General features: G+C 68.6%; 14 protein-coding genes and 2 pseudogenes. 6 read left to right on the forward strand and 10 right to left on the reverse strand.

Features of this window, described 5'->3' with window-relative positions; genetic code table 11:
* Nucleotides 1-58 precede the first annotated feature (58 nt).
* A pseudogene (locus tag ABZ370_RS23420) lies at nucleotides 59-332 on the forward strand (GntR family transcriptional regulator); the annotation flags it as partial.
* Between the two features lie 91 nt (nucleotides 333-423).
* Here ABZ370_RS23420 and ABZ370_RS23425 read toward each other — a convergent pair.
* The 8 genes from ABZ370_RS23425 to ABZ370_RS23460 all read right to left on the reverse strand — a co-directional run bounded on the left by ABZ370_RS23425 (nucleotide 424) and on the right by ABZ370_RS23460 (nucleotide 10,135).
* Nucleotides 424-1,104, reverse strand: coding sequence for a response regulator transcription factor (locus tag ABZ370_RS23425; protein ID WP_358624149.1), 681 nt, complete (start codon nucleotides 1,102-1,104; stop codon nucleotides 424-426).
* On the reverse strand, nucleotides 1,101-2,303 hold the full coding sequence (locus ABZ370_RS23430; protein WP_358624152.1) for a sensor histidine kinase: 1,203 nt from the start codon (nucleotides 2,301-2,303) through the stop codon (nucleotides 1,101-1,103). The genes ABZ370_RS23425 and ABZ370_RS23430 overlap by 4 nt, the downstream gene beginning before the upstream one ends.
* A 98-nt stretch (nucleotides 2,304-2,401) precedes the next feature.
* The gene (locus tag ABZ370_RS23435; protein WP_358624506.1) at nucleotides 2,402-4,630 is read right to left on the reverse strand and encodes an MMPL family transporter; all 2,229 of its coding nucleotides are present in this window, start codon (nucleotides 4,628-4,630) and stop codon (nucleotides 2,402-2,404) included.
* An 88-nt stretch (nucleotides 4,631-4,718) separates the two neighbouring features.
* Nucleotides 4,719-6,074, reverse strand: coding sequence for an MFS transporter (locus ABZ370_RS23440; protein WP_358624154.1), 1,356 nt, complete (start codon nucleotides 6,072-6,074; stop codon nucleotides 4,719-4,721).
* Between the two features lie 41 nt (nucleotides 6,075-6,115).
* Nucleotides 6,116-7,036, reverse strand: coding sequence for an amidohydrolase family protein (locus ABZ370_RS23445; RefSeq protein WP_358624156.1), 921 nt, complete (start codon nucleotides 7,034-7,036; stop codon nucleotides 6,116-6,118).
* Nucleotides 7,037-7,229: 193 nt separating this feature from the next.
* A complete protein-coding gene (gene ligK, locus ABZ370_RS23450; protein WP_358624159.1) occupies nucleotides 7,230-7,913 on the reverse strand; it encodes a 4-carboxy-4-hydroxy-2-oxoadipate aldolase/oxaloacetate decarboxylase in 684 nt (227 codons plus the stop codon).
* Nucleotides 7,914-7,937: 24 nt separating this feature from the next.
* On the reverse strand, nucleotides 7,938-8,963 hold the full coding sequence (locus ABZ370_RS23455; RefSeq protein ID WP_358624161.1) for an amidohydrolase family protein: 1,026 nt from the start codon (nucleotides 8,961-8,963) through the stop codon (nucleotides 7,938-7,940).
* The gene (locus ABZ370_RS23460) at nucleotides 8,960-10,135 is read right to left on the reverse strand and encodes a 4-oxalomesaconate tautomerase (protein ID WP_358624163.1); all 1,176 of its coding nucleotides are present in this window, start codon (nucleotides 10,133-10,135) and stop codon (nucleotides 8,960-8,962) included. Before ABZ370_RS23460 ends, ABZ370_RS23455 begins: the two co-directional genes overlap by 4 nt.
* 852 nt (nucleotides 10,136-10,987) lie before the next feature.
* On the opposite strand from ABZ370_RS23460, the gene ABZ370_RS23465 reads away from it, so the two are divergent.
* Together ABZ370_RS23465 and ABZ370_RS23470 are read left to right on the forward strand one after the other, a co-directional pair.
* A complete protein-coding gene (locus ABZ370_RS23465; RefSeq protein WP_358624165.1) occupies nucleotides 10,988-12,610 on the forward strand; it encodes a multicopper oxidase family protein in 1,623 nt (540 codons plus the stop codon).
* Nucleotides 12,611-12,910: 300 nt separating this feature from the next.
* Nucleotides 12,911-13,771, forward strand: coding sequence for a DUF5134 domain-containing protein (locus ABZ370_RS23470; protein ID WP_358624167.1), 861 nt, complete (start codon nucleotides 12,911-12,913; stop codon nucleotides 13,769-13,771).
* Between the two features lie 241 nt (nucleotides 13,772-14,012).
* Here ABZ370_RS23470 and ABZ370_RS23475 read toward each other — a convergent pair.
* Nucleotides 14,013-14,129: pseudogene (locus ABZ370_RS23475) on the reverse strand (ATP-binding cassette domain-containing protein); the annotation flags it as partial.
* A 343-nt stretch (nucleotides 14,130-14,472) separates the two neighbouring features.
* Here ABZ370_RS23475 and ABZ370_RS23480 point away from each other — a divergent pair.
* Both ABZ370_RS23480 and ABZ370_RS23485 read left to right on the forward strand, forming a co-directional pair.
* A complete protein-coding gene (locus ABZ370_RS23480) occupies nucleotides 14,473-15,087 on the forward strand; it encodes a flavin reductase family protein (RefSeq protein ID WP_358624170.1) in 615 nt (204 codons plus the stop codon).
* Between the two features lie 4 nt (nucleotides 15,088-15,091).
* Nucleotides 15,092-15,766: an HAD family hydrolase gene (locus ABZ370_RS23485; RefSeq protein ID WP_358624172.1), complete on the forward strand. Its 675-nt coding sequence runs from the start codon at nucleotides 15,092-15,094 to the stop codon at nucleotides 15,764-15,766.
* Between the two features lie 162 nt (nucleotides 15,767-15,928).
* Here ABZ370_RS23485 and ABZ370_RS23490 read toward each other — a convergent pair whose 3' ends face one another.
* Nucleotides 15,929-16,804 carry an undecaprenyl-diphosphate phosphatase gene (locus ABZ370_RS23490; RefSeq protein WP_358624174.1) on the reverse strand — a complete coding sequence of 292 codons (876 nt, stop codon included), beginning with the start codon at nucleotides 16,802-16,804 and terminating at the stop codon, nucleotides 15,929-15,931.
* 235 nt (nucleotides 16,805-17,039) lie between these two features.
* Here ABZ370_RS23490 and ABZ370_RS23495 point away from each other — a divergent pair, with 235 nt between their 5' ends.
* Nucleotides 17,040-18,551 carry an MFS transporter gene (locus ABZ370_RS23495; protein ID WP_358624176.1) on the forward strand — a complete coding sequence of 504 codons (1,512 nt, stop codon included), beginning with the start codon at nucleotides 17,040-17,042 and terminating at the stop codon, nucleotides 18,549-18,551.
* Nucleotides 18,552-18,576 lie beyond the last annotated feature (25 nt).

An 18,576-nucleotide genomic window follows, 5' to 3' on the forward strand; every position in this document is an offset into this window, starting at 1 on the left:
CGTAAGCGCCGATGCCCGGCCCTCTGGAGGCCAGGGGGCCGGGAGCCCCGCCGTGACAATCGCCGAAGGGGAGTGCGGGCCGGGTGACCGGCTGCCCCCGGCACGGGACCTCGCCCGGGCATTGGGGGTGAACGCCGACACGGTCTTGCGAGGACTTCGGGCCCTTCGCGACGAGGGGGCGCTGGAGTTCCGGCGGGGGCGGGGGCGTGACGGTGGCCGACGGGGCGGAACAGCGCTCCGTACTGCTGGACCGTGTCCGCGATCTGGTAGCCGACGCCGCGCATCTGGGTTACAGCAAGAGCGACCTCATCGACATGATCAGGGAGATGCCGTGCCATGGCCGCACGTTCAGCCGCACGCTTCAGGCCGACCAGGCCACCGGTCGGGCGCTGTCCGGCTGTGGGCCGGGCAGCCGCGGCCAGGTCAGGGCCTGGGTGGGTTCGGTTGGACGAGGCCGGTCTGGTAGGCGATGACGACGAGTTGGGCGCGGTCGCGGGCGTGGAGTTTGGCCATGGCGTGGTGGATGTGGGTGCGTACGGTCAGAGGGCTGATGTACAGCTTCTCCGCGATCTGGGCGTTGGTGAGTCCGTCGGCGGCCAGAGCCATGACTTCGCGTTCGCGGTCGGTGAGGTCGGCCAGGCTTTTCCTGGCCGCGGGGTGGGTGCCGGGCTGGGGCGCGGTGAGGAAGCGGGTGATGAGGTTGCGCGTGGCCTGGGGGGAGAGCAGGGCGTCGCCGGCGACGACGGTGCGGATACCGGCGACGAGGCCCTCGGCGCCGACGTCCTTGCCCAGGAATCCGCTGGCTCCGGCGTGCAGGGCTTTGGCGACGTGTTCCTCGGTCTCGAACGTGGTGAGGATGAGGACACGGGTGGTGGCGAGGTCGGGGTCGGCGCAGATCGAGGCGGTGGCGGTGAGGCCGTCGGTGCCGGGCATGCGGATGTCCATGACGACGATGTCCGGGTGATGGGCACGGGTGAGGGCGATGGCTTCGTCGCCGTCGGCGGCTTCGCCTACCGCTTCCATGTCGGGGCGGGAGTCGATGAGGATCCGGAAGGTCTCGCGCAGCAGGGCCTGGTCGTCGGCGAGCAGCACGCGAATGGTCATGGGGCGCTGTCCTTGTCGGGAGTGTAGGGGCGGAGGGGGAGTTCGGTGTTGACTTCGAAGCCGCCGGTGGGGCGGTGCCCGGCGCGTAGTTGTCCGCCGATGGACAGGGCGCGTTCGCGCATGCCTACGAGGCCGTAGCCGCTGCCGGGGGTCGGGTTGGCGGAGGGGCCGGTTCCGTGGTCGGTGACACTGATGGCCAGCCGGTCGTGGTGATAGGTGAGGTCCACTTTCGCGGCGCTGGTGTGGGCGTGCTTGGTGACGTTGGTCAGGGCTTCCTGCACGATGCGGTAGGCGGTGAGGTCCGCTCCGGGGGAGAGCGGCCGCGGCTGCCCGTGGGTGGTGAGGGTGACGGTGAGTCCGGCGGAGGTGTGCGCGGCGACCAGTTCGGGGAGCCGGGCGAGACCCGGTGCGGGCTGCAGCGAGTCCTCGGTCGCGTCGCTCCGGCGCAGCAGTCCGACGGTGGCTTTCATCTCGCGCAGGGCCGCGGCGGTGGCGTCGCCGAGGGCGTTGACCATCTTCTCGGCCTGGGCGGGATGGCTGCGGATGAGCAGTGCGGCGGTGGTGGCCTGGGCGTTGGCCAGCGCGAGGTGGTGAGCGGCGACGTCGTGGAGTTCACGGGCGAAGCGCATGCGTTCCTCGGCGACCCGGTGCCGGGCTTCCTCGTCCCGGGTCCGCTCGGCGTATTCGGCGCGGGCCTGCACGGAGTCCAGGTACGCCCTGCGGAACCGGGCCGTGGAACCCAGGGCGGCCGGCAGCAGCAGCCAGGCAATGGGGCCGATCACGTTGAGCGCCACCGAATCCCCGGCGGAGTCGGCGATCAGGGCGGCGCCGACGACGAGGATCACGGCGGCGAGGGTGAAGTTCCAGGCCGTCGTACGTTCGGTGCGCGCGGCCAGCGAGTACAGCGCCACCATGAGCGGCGCCAGCAGCAGAACGGTCATCACATAGCCGGTCAGGGCCATGCCGGTGGCACACGGAAGCACGACGGCGGTGGCGAGGCCGGGCCGGGTGCGGCGCCACAGCAGCGCGGCGCAGGAGATGCCGGCCAGCAGCACGCCGGGCCACCAGCGGGCGGGGGCAGCCACGTCGGAGACGCTGTACTGGCTGCCGGGGAAGGCCAGGACGAAGAGCAGCAGCGCCACCGCGGAGTCAACCGTACGGGGATGACTGTGCGGGTAACGCTGCCAGGTTGTGATCATCGTGCTTCCTGTCGAGTGTGGTGATCGTGGTGGATGGCGGCCGGCACAACGCTCGCGGGGCCGCCCGCCTCCAGCACACGGGCGGCTCCAGGCTGCCACTAGTGGACGGCGAGGCCCCGTTGCTCCGCCTCGTTGGTCGTTGCGGCAGCGATGGCCGCATCGCGGGTCAGGGCGTGGCCCTCGACGTCGACATGGGGCACGACCCGCTCCAGCCGGCGGGGCATCGTCCAGGCACGCTCACCCAGCAGCGCGAGGACGGCGGGCACGATCGTCATCCGCACGATGAACGCGTCGAACAGCACGGCGATGGCCATACCGAACCCGATCATCTTGATCAGCGTTTCGCTGACCCCGATGAATCCGGAGAACACCGAGATCATGATCACGGCGGCGGCGACCACCACGCGAGCGCTGTGGCGGAAACCTGAGACGATCGCCTGCCCGGGACGTTCTCCCTGGAGGTGGGCCTCCCGGATGCGCGTGACGAGGAAGACCTCGTAGTCCATGGCGAGGCCGAAGACGATACCGACCATGACGATCGGCATGGTGTTCATGATCGGGCCGGTCTGGTTCACGCCCAACAGGCCGGCGAGCCATCCCCACTGGAAGACGGCGACGACCGCACCGAGGGCTGCCAGCACTGAGAGCAGGAATCCCAGGGCCGCCTTGAGCGGAACCAGCACGGAGCGGAACACGATCAGCAGCAACAGGAACGCCAGGCCCACCACGAGCCCGAGGTAGGGCACCAAAGCGCCCTGGATCTTCTGGTCACTGTCGATGTTGCCCGCAGTGCTGCCGCTGACCATGAACGTCGCGTCGGTGGCCTTCTCAATTGCCGGGCGGCCGCCGCGCAGAGTGTGGATCAGATCAATGGTCCGCTCATCATCGGGAGCGGTGGTCGGCGTGGCGGAGAAGATCGCGGTATCTCCCACGGTGTTGAAGCGCGCCGCTGATACGGACACGACACCGTCGACGGCGCCGATCCTCCGGGCGGTCGCGTTCACGGCAGCCTTGGGGTCCCGGGCCGTTTTGGCGTCCACGACGATGGTCAGCGGACCGTTGAACCCGGGGCCGAAGCCCTCGGCCAGCGCGTCGTACGCGCGGCGCTCGGTGGTCGAGGTCGGCTTGGATTCGTCCCCGGCCGTGCCCAGGTGCAACTTCGCCGCGGGCAGGGCGATCACGCCCAGGGCCGCCACCGCCACGAGCATCGCGGCCAGCGGTCGACGGACAATTAGGCGGGCCCACCGGCTGCCCATATTCGGCTTGTCTCCGTCGGCACCGACGCGTGCGGCTCGGCGTGCCGAGCGCGCCAGGACGGCCCGGGGAAAGATCCCGAGCATGGCCGGGATCAGGGTCACCGCGACCAGCACCGACAGGGCCACGGTGCCGGCCGCGGCCAGTCCCATCTGGGTCAGCGTCGGTATCCCCACGACCGACAGGCCGGCCAGACCGATCACGACGGTCAGGCCCGCGAACACCACCGACGACCCGGCGGTGCCCACGGCCACTCCCGCCGCGGCCTGCGGCGCAAGGCCCCGGGCGCATTCCTCCCGGTAGCGGGAGACGATGAACATCGCGTAGTCGATACCGACCGCCAGCCCCAGCATCAGCGCCAGCGTGCTGGTGGCGCTGGACAGGCCCAGCGCGCTGCTCAGGGCGAGGATCGTCGCGGTGCCGATCCCGACACCGACCAGCGCGGTCAGCAGCGGCAGCCCGGCAGCGGCCAGCGAACCGAACGTGATCAGCAGGACGACGGCGGCCACCACGACGCCGACCATCTCGGTCACGCCGCCCGACGGCTGGGACGCCAGGACCGAACCGCTCACCTCGACCGTCAGCCCCGCGCCCCGGCCCTCTTCAACGGCCTCTTCCAGGTCCTGCTTCGCGGCGTCGCCGACATCCTTGGCCTTCACCTCGAACGTGACCGTCGCATACGCCGTCGATCCGTCCTCACTCACCGCGTCCGCCTGGAACGGACCGGTCGCCCGGCCGACCTGATCGACCTTGCCGACCTGGTCCACGACCTCGTCGACGACCGTCCGGTTCCGCCGCTCGGTGACCTGCTGCCCGTCGGGCGCCACGAACACGATCTTCGCGCTCGCGCCCTCAGAGCTTGCGCTCCCGATGCTGTTGCCGGGGAAGCGCTGCTCGATGAGATCGAACGCCCGCTGCGATTCCGTACCCGGCATCGAGTAGGTGCCGTCCGGTGCGGCCGGCGCCATCGCCGATGCCGTTCCCGCGGCGACGAGCGCCACCACCCACATCAACAGGACGCGCCAGCGCCGCCGGAAGGCCAACCGGCCCAGTCGATCAAGAAAGACAGCCACAGGAATGGTCTCCACATCCGAACTCGGGGAACCCGTCCAGCCTGTCCGGGCAGCCCCCGCCCGTCTTCGTGTGGCCGCCGATAGGGCCCTACTGCATGTGCAGTAGACGCTCCTTCGCGAAAGCAAGCCGTGCGGGGCGGGTCCTGGGGCCGAAGATTGCCAGGGCGATCGCCCCCAATATCCAGGTGCCGGCGATGAAGAAGAAGACGACCTGGTAGCCCGTCTTGTTGTAGAGGGCCGCGATGATCAGGGGGCCTGCGGCGTTCGACAGCCGGCCCAGACCGTAGGAGATACCGGTCCCCAGTGAACGGCTACGGGTGTCGAAGAGCTCGGGGGAGTAGGCGTAGGCCAAGGCCGTATAACCGCGTTCGAACAGGTTCACGAGGAAGCCGAAGACGACGATCAGGACCGGTTCGAAGGTGAGTCCGTAGAAGAGGCCGCACAGCGCGATGGCCGAGCCGAAGGCCACCAGGCACCACTTGCGCTCGAACCGGTCGGTGACCAGGGAGGCCAGGAAGGAGCCGAGTGGTGCGCCGACCGTCGTGAGAGCAACGTAGAAGACCGACTTCTCGACGCTGAAGCCTTCCTTGGCCAGCAGAGTGGGTGCCCAGCTCGAATAGCCGAAGAAGCCGATGGTCTGCGTCACCCACAGAACCGTGAGCAGGAGTGTCGGCGCGAGGTACTTCTTCTGGAGCAGGAGGCGCAGCGGGGCCTTGGTGGACGGTGCCTCGTCGACCGGAGGCGCGGGCTCGGGAAGGGGGCCCATTTCGGCGGCGACTTGGAATTCGATCTCGTTGAGGACCGCGTCCGCCTTGACGTAGTCGCCTCTGCTTTCGTGCCAGCGGGGCGACTCTTTGATGTGGCGTGCGAAGAAGACGAAGACAATGCCGAGGGAACCAAAGAGGAATACCAGCCGCCACGACCAGTCGGTGAGCGGCACGACCGCGCTGGCGATGAGGTTGGTGGCCGGCGTGCCGCAGATGCCGATGGCGATGGCGTACGCCTGGAACTTGCCACGGACGGCGGCGGGGTAGATCTCGTTGACATAGATGACCGCCACGACGGTCATGGCAGACAGCCCGGCTGAGGTGAGGACCCGGAACACGCCGAGCGAGACGACGTCCCAGGAGAAGACTGAGGCGAAGGAGAAGACCCCGAAAAACAGCGTGGTCAGGGTCAGCGCTCTCTTGCGTCCCCACCGGTCGGCGATGCCGCCGGCGATCACGGACCCGAAGAACATTCCGACGAACGACAGCGAGGTGACATAGGCCACCTGGTCGATCGTGACTCCCCACACGTCGATGAGCTTGGGGGCGGTGGTGGCGAAAGTGTTGATGTCCGCGAACTCGAAGAAGTAGGCGAAAGACACGGTCAGCAGGGTGATCTTGTGGAATCGGGAGATCGGCAGTCGGTCAAGCCGGTTCACCGCATTGGAGTGCCGCATGGAATGGCTACCTTGTCCGAGAAGTGCAATGGGGACGTGGGTCAGACCGCTTCGCCTGGCCAATAGAGCCGCATCGGGTTGCCGACGAGCAGCTTGTGCTGTTGCTCCGTGGTGACCGCCACCTGTGGGACGTGGTCGACCAGAAGCCCGTCGTCGGGCATGTGGTCGGTGAGGTTGGGATGGGGCCAGTCGGTACCCCACAGCACGAGATCCGGGAATTCTTCGACGGCTCGGCGAGCGAAGGGCACGACGTCGGCGTAGGCGTGCCGTTGGCCGTCGAGAGCCGGCGGTCCGGTGACGCTGAGGCGCTCGGGGCAGGTCACCTTCACCCATACGTCGTTGCGTTCGACGAATCGCAGGAAGTGGGCGAACTGAGGTCCGTCCACCGGTTCGGTGACGTCCGGCCGCCCCATGTGGTCCACCACCAGTGGGGTGGGCAGCGAGCCGAAATAGCCTTCCAGCTCTGGCAGGTCGGCGCTTTCGAAGTAGAGAACGACGTGCCAGCCCAGTGGCGCGACCTTCTCCGCGATGGTGGTCAGATCGTCCTTGGGCGTGGTGTTGACCAAGCGCCTCAGGAAGTTGAAGCGCACACCGCGCACGCCCGCCGCGTCGAGCCTGCGCAACTCGGCGCTGGTGATGTCCGGACGGACGGTGGCGATCCCCCGTGCCCTGCCGCCGGATGCCTCGACGGCATCGACCATGGCGCTGTTGTCCGCTCCGTGGCACGTGGCCTGGACGACGACATTGCGGCTGATGCCCAGGTGGTCGCGGAGCGTGAAAAGTTGCTCCCTGCCTCCGTCACAGGGCGTGTACTTCCGTTCCGGAGCGAAGGGGAACTCGGCCTGTGGGCCGAATACGTGGCAATGGGTGTCGATGGTCCCCGGCGGTAGCCTGAAGGCGGGCTCGGACGGGTTCTGGTACCAGTCCAGCCAGCCTGGGGACTTGGGGGAGTGTGCGCTCATGGGATCTCCTCAGGGGCCGACCGCACGCCCCGTTGCGTGGCCTTGCGGCGGCAAGGAGGGCGGCTTTCTGGTCGAGCGGCAGCCACATGGTGCACGGTCGACGACGGGCGGTGCGCCACCGCCTGGGCGTTGCGGGCGGACCGGTCTGACAGGGTCGGCCTTGCGTCATCGACGTGTGCGTGTTGCTCAGTACTCAGTCGATGTATCGCAGGCCGGCGGTCTTGAGCGGTTCGCGCATCGCGTACATGTCGAGGCCGAGTTCCCCCGCGGCGAACCGCCGGCGCTTGTCCTCTTCGTTGGTCTCACGGCGATGGGCCGCTTCCGCGATTGCGCCGACGCGCTCGGCGGGTACGACGACCACGCCGTCAGTGTCCGCGGCTATCACATCACCAGGGCGGACCATCGCGTTGGCGCAGACAACGGGAACGTTGACCGATCCCAGGGTGGCCTTGACGGTCCCCTTGGAGTTGATCGCTCGGCTGAAGACGGGGAAGTCCATCTCCTCGAGGGCTGCCACGTCGCGGCAGCCACCGTCGATGACCAGGCCTACGCCGCCACGGGCGCGTATCGACGTGGCCAGGAGTTCACCGAAGAATCCGTCCTCGCACTCAGTGGTGCAGGCTGCCACGAGGACGTCGCCCGGCTGCAGCTGTTCCGCCGCCACGTGCAGCATCCAGTTGTCCCCCGGCTGCAGCAGCACGGTGACTGCTGAACCGCAGAGCTTCGCGCCGGGGTAGACGGGCCGGATGTAGGGGCGCATCAAACCGCAGCGTCCCATGGCCTCGTGGAGGGTACTGACGCCGAAGGGTGCGAGCGCCTCGACGTCCGGGCGGGGTGGGCGGGTGATGTTGCGGTAGACGACTCCGAGTTCGTGCATGGTCTTGCCGTTCCTTCCGAGAGGTCAGCGTCCCTGCTGTTTCAGTAGTGCGTTCAGGCGTGGGTAGACGGTGCGGGCGTTGCGCTCGTGAATGTCGGCCAGATCGTCGGCGGACAGCCCGGCGTTCTCCGCATAGCGACGGGTGTCGTCGAAGTGGTGGCCGGTTCGCGGATCGATGTCGCGGACGGCGCCGACCATCTCCGATGCGAAGAGGATGTTCCGGGCAGGTATGACATCGAACAAGAGATCTATGCCTGGCTGGTGGTAGACACACGTGTCGAAGAAGACGTTGCCCAGCACATGCTCTTCCAGCGGCGGCTTCTCAAGGGCCATCGCCAGGCCACGGAAGCGGCCCCAGTGATAGGGAACGGCGCCACCGCCGTGGGGGATGATCAGGCGCAAGGTGGGGAAGTCGGCGAACAGGTCACCCTGTATGAGCTGCATGAACACCGTGGTGTCGGCGTTGAGATAGTGCGCGCCGGTGGTGTGGAAGGCCGGGTTGACGCTGGTACTCACGTGGACCATCGCCGGGATGTCGTACTCGACCATCTTCTCGTAGACGGGATACCACGACCGGTCGGTCAGTGGCGGGGCCGTCCAGTGACCGCCCGATGGATCGGGATTCAGGTTCAGTGCGACAGCCCCGAGGTCCTCGACGCACCTGGTGAGTTCCGGGATGCAGGTGGCCGGGTCGACGCCCGGTGACTGAGGAAGCATCGCAGCGGGAACGAAGCGCTCCGGGTACAGCTCGCTGACGCGGAAGCAGAGCTCGTTGCAGATGGCGGACCATCGGGAGGAGGTACTGAAGTCACCGATGTGGTGGGCCATGAAGGACGCCCGGGGCGAGAAGAGCGTCACGTCGATGCCGCGTTCGTCCATCAGGCGCAACTGGTTCGCCTCGATGCTCTGGCGCAGGTCGTCATCGCTGATGCGCAGATCGGCGCGGCTGGGTGCGACGGCCGGGTCGGTGAGCCCGGCGATCTGCTGGTCGCGCCATGTCCCCAGGGCCGGCGGTGCGGTGGTGTAGTGGCCGTGGCAGTCGATGATCACCGCTGTCCCTCCTCGCGCCAGACGGGGAGGGGAACCAAAACGTCGCCAGCCATGATCAGCCGTGCGGTGCGGACCAGGGCCGACTTCGTGACGTGCGGGGCGCCGGTCGGGCTCAGGCCGAGTGCGACGGTGAACTCACCGGCCGGGTGCTCCACCGAGACAGTGACGTCACTACCGTCGGCAACGGTGGCCATCTCGTGGGCGACCGTGCCGTCGAGCACACAGGCCGTGGCCGCGGTGACGGCGGCGAGGACGCCGATCGACTCGTGGCAGACATGCGGGATGAAGCTGCGGGTGTTGATCGTGCCGCCGCGGGCCGGCGGGGAGACGAGCGTCATCTTGGGATAGTTCTTCGCGGTCACGTCGCCGAGCCCCATCAGCTCGCCGCAGATGAGGCGTAGCGCTTCCACCTGGTCCCTGAGTTCCTTGTCGATGTTCAGAGCGGCAACGGACTCGTGGCCAGTGCGGTTGAGGTCGGAAGCGTCGACGATCACCAGTGGCTGCCCGTTGTCGATGCAGGTGACTTCGATGGGCCCGATGCCCGCGACCTCGACGCGGTCGCGGGTGTGGCCGGTGGGCAGCAGGGCCGAGCAGACGGAGCCCGCGGTGTCGAGGAAGTTGATCGTGATGGGCGCCGCCGTACCGCGAACGCCGTCGATATGGGTGTCGCCCGCGTAGTCGACGTAACGGCCCGACTCGCCTTCCGGCGTACGGACGGTGATCTCGGCGACCAGGCCGGTGGTGAGGGTGAGTACGCGTGCCGTGGTCGTGTCGCTTTCCGGGACGAGCAGACCGGACTCGATGGCGAAGGGCACGACGGCCGCCAGCATGTTGCCGCAGTTGGGCGTGGTGTCGACGATATCGCTGTCGGGCTGAAGCTGCGCGAACTGGAACTCGAGATCCGTGTCCGCTCGACTGCTGGGTCCGACGATGCCGGCCTTGCTGGTCAACGGGGTCGCGCCGCCCAGGCCGTCAAGCTGGCGAGGATCGGGTGATCCCATGGCCGCCAACAGCACCGCGTCACGCGCGGTGCGATCCGACGGCATGTCGCCGGCGCGGAAGAACGGCCCTCGAGAAGTGCCGCCACGCATGAACCAGCAAGGAACGGCCACCTGGCTGCCTCGCAGTCGCGGAGGCGGACTCCCGACCGGCGTCGCCGTCGTGGGCTGCACGATTGCTCTCCTCTCGGTGGGATGTTGCCCGTCAACTTAACTGTCGGCGAAATTGTTAACAATATGGCTGACGAAAAAATTTTGGTCGCAGAGCCAGCCGGAGGCGATGCGGCCAGGGCAGACATGGTGATGGCCGGTGACCGGTGATCGGAATCCGCGGCCGACTCCCGCGAAGCCGGGCCAGCCGTGCGTCGGTGAAGGGAAGTGCGTCGCCTGGCTGAGCGCCTCCGCCAGCCGTACCTCTCTCTGAGGATGTCTACCCCCTCGGGGTATATTGGCCGCGGATTCACAGGAGGTGAAGGTGGTAGCGGTGACGGCGCGGGACGCCCGGTGTGCCCACGCCCGCAGCGGGGCCGGCCGCTGGGCGTGCACAGTCGTCATCGCCCTGTGCGCCACCCTGGCTCTGCTGGTCCACCACGAGACCGCAGCGGCCGGCCTCGGTTCGATGTCCTCGCACGCCATGCGGGGGATGTCCGGTGAGGCCATGGGCTCGGCCCATGCGCCGAGTGAAGTGGCCGCGCGTTCGACGCATGGGCAAGCGGTGCGTCCGGCCGCGTACGACGTGGATGACACCGCGTGCTCCGGTAGCGGCATGGCTCACTGCTCCACCGCGAGCGTCGATACGGTGAAGCTCGCCCCGCCGCCCGCGTCCTTCGTCGGGCGTGACCGTCGCCCGTACGAGACAGCCACTGCCAGGCCGGAAGCCGCTGGAACGGTGCCCAGAGCACCGCCAGACCTGTCTGTTCTCTCTCGACTCCGCATTTAGGCCGTGCCCAACGGCGCCCCTCGCGTTCACGTGAGGAGCGGCCGTACCGCACCGACCTCATGGGCACATCGAGAAGAGGACCATTCGTGAACAGCATCAACCGCCGCTCCCTGCTTCTTGCCGGGCTCGGCGCCGCGGGCGCCGGCGCGCTCGCTGCCTGCAGCGGCAACTCCAACGGCAATGCCGCCGCCCTCGTCAGCCCCTCCGGCTCCGAGGTCGTCCGAACAGAGAAGAAGCGCACCGGCACCGGCAAGGTGCACGGTCTCACCCTGACCGCCGCGCCCGTCACGCTCGGACTGGGCGGCGGCATCACGGCGAAGACCTGGGGCTTCAACGGCCAGGCCCCCGGCAAGGAGATCAGGGTCTCCGCCGGGGACACGCTGGCCGCCGAGCTGTCCAACCAGCTCCCGGACAAGACCGCGACGTCCATCCACTGGCACGGCCTGGCCCTGCGCAACGACATGGACGGCGTGCCGCCGACCACCCAGCGAGCGGTGCGGGCCGGCAGCAACTTCACCTACCGCTTCATCGCCGACACTCCCGGAACGTACTTCTTCCACCCGCATGTCGGTGTCCAGCTCGACCGCGGCCTGTACGCCCCGTTGATCATCGAGGACCCCAAGGAGCCGCTGTCCTACGACGACGAGTGGGTCGTCGTGCTCGACGACTGGGTCGACGGCGTCACCGGCACCCCTGATGAGGTCTTCGCAGAGCTCAAGCAGGGCATGGCGGGCATGGGCGGCGGCGCCGGTCATGGCGGGTCGTCCGGCCACGACATGGAGGGCATGGGCGGCATGGACATGAGCGGCGGAAACAAGCACGGGATGCACGACTCGCCTTCCCCGTCGGAGTCCTCCGGTGGCATGTCGATGAAGTTCATGATGATGAATGCCACCAGCAAGCTGCTCGGGGGCGACGCCGGGGATGTGAAGTACCCGCACCACCTGGTCAACGGCAAGGTGGCGGCCGACCCGGACGTCTTCAAGAGCAAGCCGGGCAAACGAGTGCGGCTGCGGATCATCAATGCCGGTTCCGATACCGCGTACCGGGTGGCGCTCGGCGGCCACAAGCTCACCATCACCCACACCGACGGCTACCCCGTCGAGCACGAGCAGGCCGACGCCCTGCTGATCGGCATGGGCGAGCGCTACGACGTGCTGGTCACCCTCGGCGATGGTGTCTTTCAGTTGGTCGCGCTCGCCGAGGGGAAGGGACAGGCCGGTATGGCGTTGGTGCGTACCGGATCGGGGGACGCGCCCGCGCGGACCGTCCGGCCGAAGGAACTGAGCGGGAGGATCATGACCGCGTCCCAGCTGCGTGCCTCCGATGACGTACGGCTGCCGTCGAAGAAGGCGGACCGGGTGCACCGCGTCACGCTGACAGGCGGCATGGGTGCGTACGACTGGGGCATCAACGGCAAGAGGCTCGACATGAACGAGCTGGCGGCGAACCCGTTGCGGGTCGAGGCGGGGCAGCGGGTGCGGCTGGACTTCGTCAACGACACCGAGATGTGGCACCCGATGCATCTGCACGGCCACACCTACCAACTCGGCGGCGCGGGCCCGCGCAAGGACACCGCGATCGTGCTGCCCAGGAAGAAGCTGTCCGTCTTCTTCGACGCGGACAATCCGGGCCAGTGGCTGCTGCACTGCCACAACGCCTACCACGGTGAGGCGGGAATGATGGCGCTCGTGGCCTACCAGCGCTGACACATCGCGAGTTCCAAGCCCGGAACGGGCCGTTGTCATCCGAGGCCGAGCCCACGGGTTCGGCGCGGCCTCCATCTGGGTGTGGGCTGGGCGTGGGCTTGCCCCGTGGGGTTCTTCTTTCCGCGTTGGTGAACGGTCGCCGGGCCCGCCACGTACTAAGGACTCTAGTAGCCAGTGGGCGGCCCGGATGGCGCTGTCCGGCGCGTCGGCACGTGGCCGCGCCACGCCAACAGGACCGTTGATTCGAGAGGGTGGCAGCGAGTGGCAATGGGAAATACGGCATTGAGTACGGCCATAGCGGTGATCGCGGTGTTTGTGGCCGCCGTCAGCCTGGTCCGGCTGGCCACGTCCAGCGGTGGGACACGGTTCGCGGCCTCCGGCGATCTGCTGATGGGTCTGTGCATGGCCTTCATGGCCCTTCCCGCGACGGCGGCTTGGTATGGGGCGCACGGCATGTGGTGGGCCTTCCTGTTCGCCGTCCTCGGACTGGGAGGCACGGTGATGGCCGTCCGCCACACGAGGACAGGCGGCTGGAAGCACGGCCGCCATTGGACGCATCTCATCATCGGCAGCGCCGGCATGGTGATCATGACCCTCGCCATGACGAGTACTCCTTCCGGCCCTGTGGTCGCCCTGGGCAGCTCCATGGCAGGCATGCCCGGCATGGAGAACACGCACGGCACGGAGGCGATGCCTGGGATGGAAGGAATGGGAGGGATGGAAGGGATGAGCATGCCGGACATGACGGGTGCCTCAGTCGACGCCGCCTCCTCGGCGGGATCCTCTTCCGTGTGGCGGGGCGTTGTCATGGCGCTCGCCGTGTACTTCCTGCTGTCCATCGCCGCGTCCGTGTGGACGCGAGTCCACGGCACCGAACGGTCGACGCACGCGGCGGGCCGCGAAGCCGGCCGGCCTCGCTCCTGGACCCGCTGGTTGCTGGCCATGCCGGACGCGATTGTCGTCTTCCTCGCTTCACTGACCCTCTCCGTCTGGGACAAGGCACGGCTCGCCCGCAGGACCGGCTCTGCCGCAGACGATGAAAGCCGGCACCGACCCCAGCGCCGACGCCGCCGTATCGGCGCCTCACCGGATGCGGCGCTGGCCGCTCACCTCGGCATGGGAGCGACCATGTCGGCCATGCTGCTGATGATGGCCGTATGACGGGGGCGCGCGTGATCAGGGCGATGAGCCGGGTCTGGAATTGGCACCCGGACCGCCCTCGCGGGCGGCCAACGATGACGGCACCTTCGCATCGGAAGAGGCGCTGTCGAGCGTCGGTGCGCCCCGGCCGACCGCATCGCGGCGGGGCAGCAACCGCAGACGCCAGTCCTAGGTATGGCTTAGCCGTCCGTGGCGCGCCGCGTGCACCCGCGGCATCGATGCCCCCGATTGGCCCGGCGCCACGCCTGCGTCGCAGGAGTGCCCGGGCGATGGCCACACGTTGGCGTTCGCCGTCGGACAGGGTCGTGCCACGGTGACCGACGGGCGTATTCAGCCCCCTCGGCAGCCGGTCGAGGAGCGGGCTACGTGGCGCGATCACCAAAGTCTCCTGCAGCGACGATGGCGGGGGCGGGCTTCACCTTTGGGTCAGCGGCTGTGTCCGCCTGCTGCCTTCGGTATCAAGGAGATGCGGCACCGCTTGGTGGTGATGGTGTAGGCGGTCTCGCTGGTGGGGCAGTCGGTCGAGGATGCCGGCGATGACTCGAGAATCGTTGCGGGCCGGCGTGCCCTTGTCTGATCTGTCGGCGGCGATTGCGGTCTTGAGGGCGCGGTGGTTGGAGGGGGCGTAGGTACGGGGCTTTGGGAGGGGTGGTTGCGGGGCATTGTTGGGGTGGGGTGTCGGGGTGCGGATACTGGGGCGTATGCGTATCGACTTTGATCCTGAGACCCTCGGCCGGAACCCCTTCTACAAGCTGCTGACCTCGGTCATCGTGCCTCGGCCCATCGCTTGGGTGTCCACCATCAACCCGGACACGCAGTCCGCGAACCTGGCGCCGCACTCCTTCTTCACGGTCGCCTGCGTGTCGCCGCCCGTCGTGCAGTTCACCTCCGTCGGGCGGAAGGACTCGCTGCGGAATGTGGAGGAGACCGGGGAGTTCGTGGTGAACCTCGCGTCGGAGCGGATGTTCGAGACGATCAATGGGACGGCCACGGACTTTCCGCGCGGAGTGAGCGAGTTCGAGGCCGTGGGGGTGGCGCGGGAGGACAGTGTGCGGGTGAGGCCGCCGCGGGTGGCGGAGTCGCCGGTGGCGTTGGAGTGTGAGCTGCACAGCACCGTGCTGTTGGGGGACTCGACCGTGGTGTTCGGGCGGGTCGTGCATGCCGCCGTCGACGACGCGGTGATGGTCGACGGGCATCCCGAGGTGGGGCGGCTGCGGCCGCTGGCGCGGCTGGGGAAGAACGAGTGGGGGACGGTCGGCGAGGTGCTGGAGATCGAGCGGGTGCGGTACGCGGACTGGGCGGGGGAGAAGGGGTAGCGGCGTGATCGATGTGGTGGCCTTCGACGTCGGGTCCACACTGGTGCGGGAGGACCGCTACTGGGCGGCGTGGGCCGACTGGCTCGGCGTGCCACGGCATACGCTGTCCGCCCTGGTGGGGGCCGTGGTCGCGCGGGGGCGGGCCGACTGGGAGGCCATCCGGCTGGTCAAGCCGGGGGTCGATGTCGCCGCGGAGCTGCGGGCGTGGGACGCGTCGGCGCGGGCGGAGTGGCTGGAGGAGCGCGATCTGTATCCGGACGTGCGGCCCGCGCTCGGGGCGCTGCGTGCGCTGGGGGTACGGATCGTGGTGGCCGGGAACCAGCCGGTGCGCACGGGGGAGCGCCTGCGCGGGCTGGGGCTGCCGGTGGACGCCGTCGCGACGTCCGGTGAGTGGGGGGTGGCCAAGCCCGATCCGGGGTTCTTCGAGCGGGTCGTCGCGCTGGGCGGGGCCGCGCCGGACCGGACGGTGTACGTGGGCGACCATCCGGTGTTCGACGTCCGGGCGGCGCGGGCTGCCGGGCTGCGGGCCGCGCACATCCGCCGGGGGCCGTGGGGGCACCTGTGGGCTGCCACTGACGACGTGGCGCGGGCGGACTGGCGGATCTCGGAGCTGGGGGAGCTGGTCGAGCTGATGGGAGAGGGAGGGCCCAGTTCGGGGGTGAGGTCGTACGGAGTGTGATGCGTTCACACCCCGTGTGATGAGAGTGCTTGCATATATCTATCGCACACCCTCCCGCGGCGCGCCCTGAAGCGGTTGACTCTTCCCATACCGCTCAGGGGGCGCCAGACCTGGGCGAAGGGGCCGCCGGACCTCCTCCCTCCTCGGCCGGCGGCCCATCTCTCATCCGCCCGCCGACTCCGCCGCGTGTGCGCTCAGCACACCGAAGCCGATCAGGGCGAACAGGACCAGGCCCAGCACGATCCGGTAGATCACGAACGGCATGAAGCTCTTGCTGGAGATGAATTTCATGAACCAGGCGATGACGGCATAGCCGACGACGAAGGCGATGACGGTCGCGAAGATCGTCGGCCCCCACTCGGTGTGCCCCTCGGACGCGTCCTTCAGCTCGAAGGCCCCGGAGGCCAGCACCGCCGGGACGGCGAGGAGGAAGGAGTAGCGGGCCGCGGCCTCGCGGGTGTAGCCCATGAGCAGACCACCGCTGATGGTCGCGCCGGACCGGGAGACACCGGGGACGAGCGCCATCGCCTGGCATATACCGAAGATCAGGCCGTCCCGGACGCTCAGCTCCTGCAGCGACTTGCGCTGCTTGGCGACGCGGTGCTTGCCGCCGGTCTCGTCGCGCGAGGCCCGCAGGTCCGCGTAGCCGAGGACGACGCCCATGACGACGAGGGTGGTGGCGATGAGCCGCAGATCGCGGAACGGGCCCTCGATCGCGTCTTGAAGGGTCAGGCCGAGCACGCCGATCGGGATCGAGCCGACGATCACCAGCCAGCCCATCTGGGCATCGTGGTCGCCGCGCCACTCCTTGTTGAACAGGGAGCGGAACCAGGCGCTCACGATCCGGGCTATGTCCTTGCGGAAGTAGATGAGCACCGCCAGCTCGGTGCCTATCTGGGTGATCGCGGTGAAGGCGGGACCAGGGTCGCTCCAACCCGCGAAGGCGGCGGTGAGGCGCAGATGGGCGCTGGAGGAAATCGGAAGAAACTCGGTCAGCCCCTGGACCAGCCCGAGGATGAATGATTCAAACCACGACATTGCGTCTACGCTATCCAAAGGCTGATCATGCGCTGCTCCGGGGCATGCCGGAACAGGCGGGCGGCGGAGGAGAACGCCGATGGCCGGGGAACCGGCAACCGGTTGTGGTGGCAGCGTAGCGCCCCCGGGCGAACGGCCTGCCAAGGGCCCGGTCCGAAGGCCGGTTTACCCATATGAACAGGGGTACTCGGCGGTCCTTCCGCATGTGTTCGCCGAGCAGCCGCCGAGGAGCCTCATGACCGCCAGCGGGCCCCGCAGCAACCCCGGGCCGGACGCGCCGCGGCCACCCCGGGCAGGGGACGCCCCGCTCGTCACCACCAAGGTCCCGGCCCGGCTGGACCGGCTGCCCTGGTCCGGCTGGCACTGGATGATCGTCGTCGGTCTGGGCACCGTATGGATTCTGGACGGCCTGGAAGTGACCGTCGTCGGCAACATCGCCAGTCGCCTCTCCGAGCCCGGCAGCGGGCTGCCCATCACCGACGCCCAGGTGACCGGCATGGCGGCGGCGCTGTACGTCACCGGAGCCTGCGCCGGGGCGCTGTTCTTCGGCTGGCTCACCGACCGGTACGGCCGCAAGAAGCTCTTCCTCATCACCCTCGGCGTCTATCTCGTCGCCACCGCGCTGACCGCCGTGTCCTTCTCCGTCTGGTGGTTCTTCCTCTTCCGCTTCCTCACCGGCTTCGGCATCGGCGGGGAGTACGCGGCCATCAACTCCGCGATCGACGAGCTGATTCCCAGCCGCTACCGGGGCCGCGTCGACATCGTCATCAACGGAAGCTTCTGGCTCGGCGCCGTGGGCGGCTCGCTGTTGTCCGTGCTGATGCTCAACACCCGTTTCTTCCCGGCGGACATCGGCTGGCGGCTCACCTTCGCGTTCGGCGTCGTCCTCGGGCTCGCGATCCTCCTGGTGCGCCGCCATGTCCCCGAGAGCCCGCGCTGGATGTTCATCCACGGCCGGGCGGAGGGCGCCGAGGAACTGGTCGGGGCGATCGAGCGGCGGGTCGAGGAGGAGCGGGGCGTGACGCTTCCGGAACCGTCCGAGGCCATCACCATCCGGCCCCGGAAGAGCACCGGCTTCGTGGACATCGCCCGTACGCTCTTCCGCGCGTACCCCCGGCGCGCCGTGCTGGGCCTCGCCCTCTTCATCGGGCAGGCGTTCCTGTACAACGCCATCACCTTCGGCTTCGGCTCGATCCTGGTGACATTCTTCGCTGTGCCCAGCGGCAACACCGGCTACTACTTCGCCGTCATCGCGGGCGGCAACTTCCTCGGGCCGCTGTTGCTCTGCCGGCTCTTCGACACCCTGGGACGGCGGCCGATGATCGCGGGGACGTATGTGCTCTCCGGTGTGCTGCTCTTCGTCACCGCCTGGATGTTCGACCGGGGCTGGCTCAACGCGGCGACCATGACGGCCTGTTGGTGCGTGGTCCTCTTCTTCGCCTCGGCGGGCGCGAGTTCCGCCTATCTGACGGCCAGCGAGGTCTTCCCGATGGAGACGCGCGCCCTGGCCATCGCCTTCTTCTACGCCATCGGCACGGCGGCCGGGGGGATCAGCGGCCCGCTGATCTTCGCCGAGCTGACGCGGAGCGGGGTCGTCGGCGATACGGCCCTGGCCTTCTGTATCGGGGCGTCGCTCATGGTCGCGTCCGGGCTGGTGGCCGCGTTCCTGGCCGTACCGGCGGAACGGCGCTCGCTGGAGGACATCGCCGAACCGCTGTCCGCACGCGCCGCGGTGGACGCGCCCTGACGGCCCGGCGGCGGCCCGCTCACGC

Source organism: Streptomyces sp. NPDC005962 (assembly GCF_040629205.1).
Taxonomy (GTDB): Bacteria; Actinomycetota; Actinomycetes; order Streptomycetales; family Streptomycetaceae; genus Streptomyces.

Coding starts and splice junctions, on each gene's coding strand:
- ABZ370_RS23495 (WP_358624176.1), top strand. CDS start 17,040: ATGACCGCCAGCGGGCCCCGCAGCAACCCCGGGCCGGACGCGCCGCGG.
- ABZ370_RS23440 (WP_358624154.1), bottom strand. CDS start 6,074: ATGCGGCACTCCAATGCGGTGAACCGGCTTGACCGACTGCCGATCTCC.
- ABZ370_RS23490 (WP_358624174.1), bottom strand. CDS start 16,804: ATGTCGTGGTTTGAATCATTCATCCTCGGGCTGGTCCAGGGGCTGACC.
- ligK (WP_358624159.1), bottom strand. CDS start 7,913: ATGCACGAACTCGGAGTCGTCTACCGCAACATCACCCGCCCACCCCGC.
- ABZ370_RS23480 (WP_358624170.1), top strand. CDS start 14,473: ATGCGTATCGACTTTGATCCTGAGACCCTCGGCCGGAACCCCTTCTAC.
- ABZ370_RS23445 (WP_358624156.1), bottom strand. CDS start 7,036: ATGAGCGCACACTCCCCCAAGTCCCCAGGCTGGCTGGACTGGTACCAG.
- ABZ370_RS23430 (WP_358624152.1), bottom strand. CDS start 2,303: ATGATCACAACCTGGCAGCGTTACCCGCACAGTCATCCCCGTACGGTT.
- ABZ370_RS23425 (WP_358624149.1), bottom strand. CDS start 1,104: ATGACCATTCGCGTGCTGCTCGCCGACGACCAGGCCCTGCTGCGCGAG.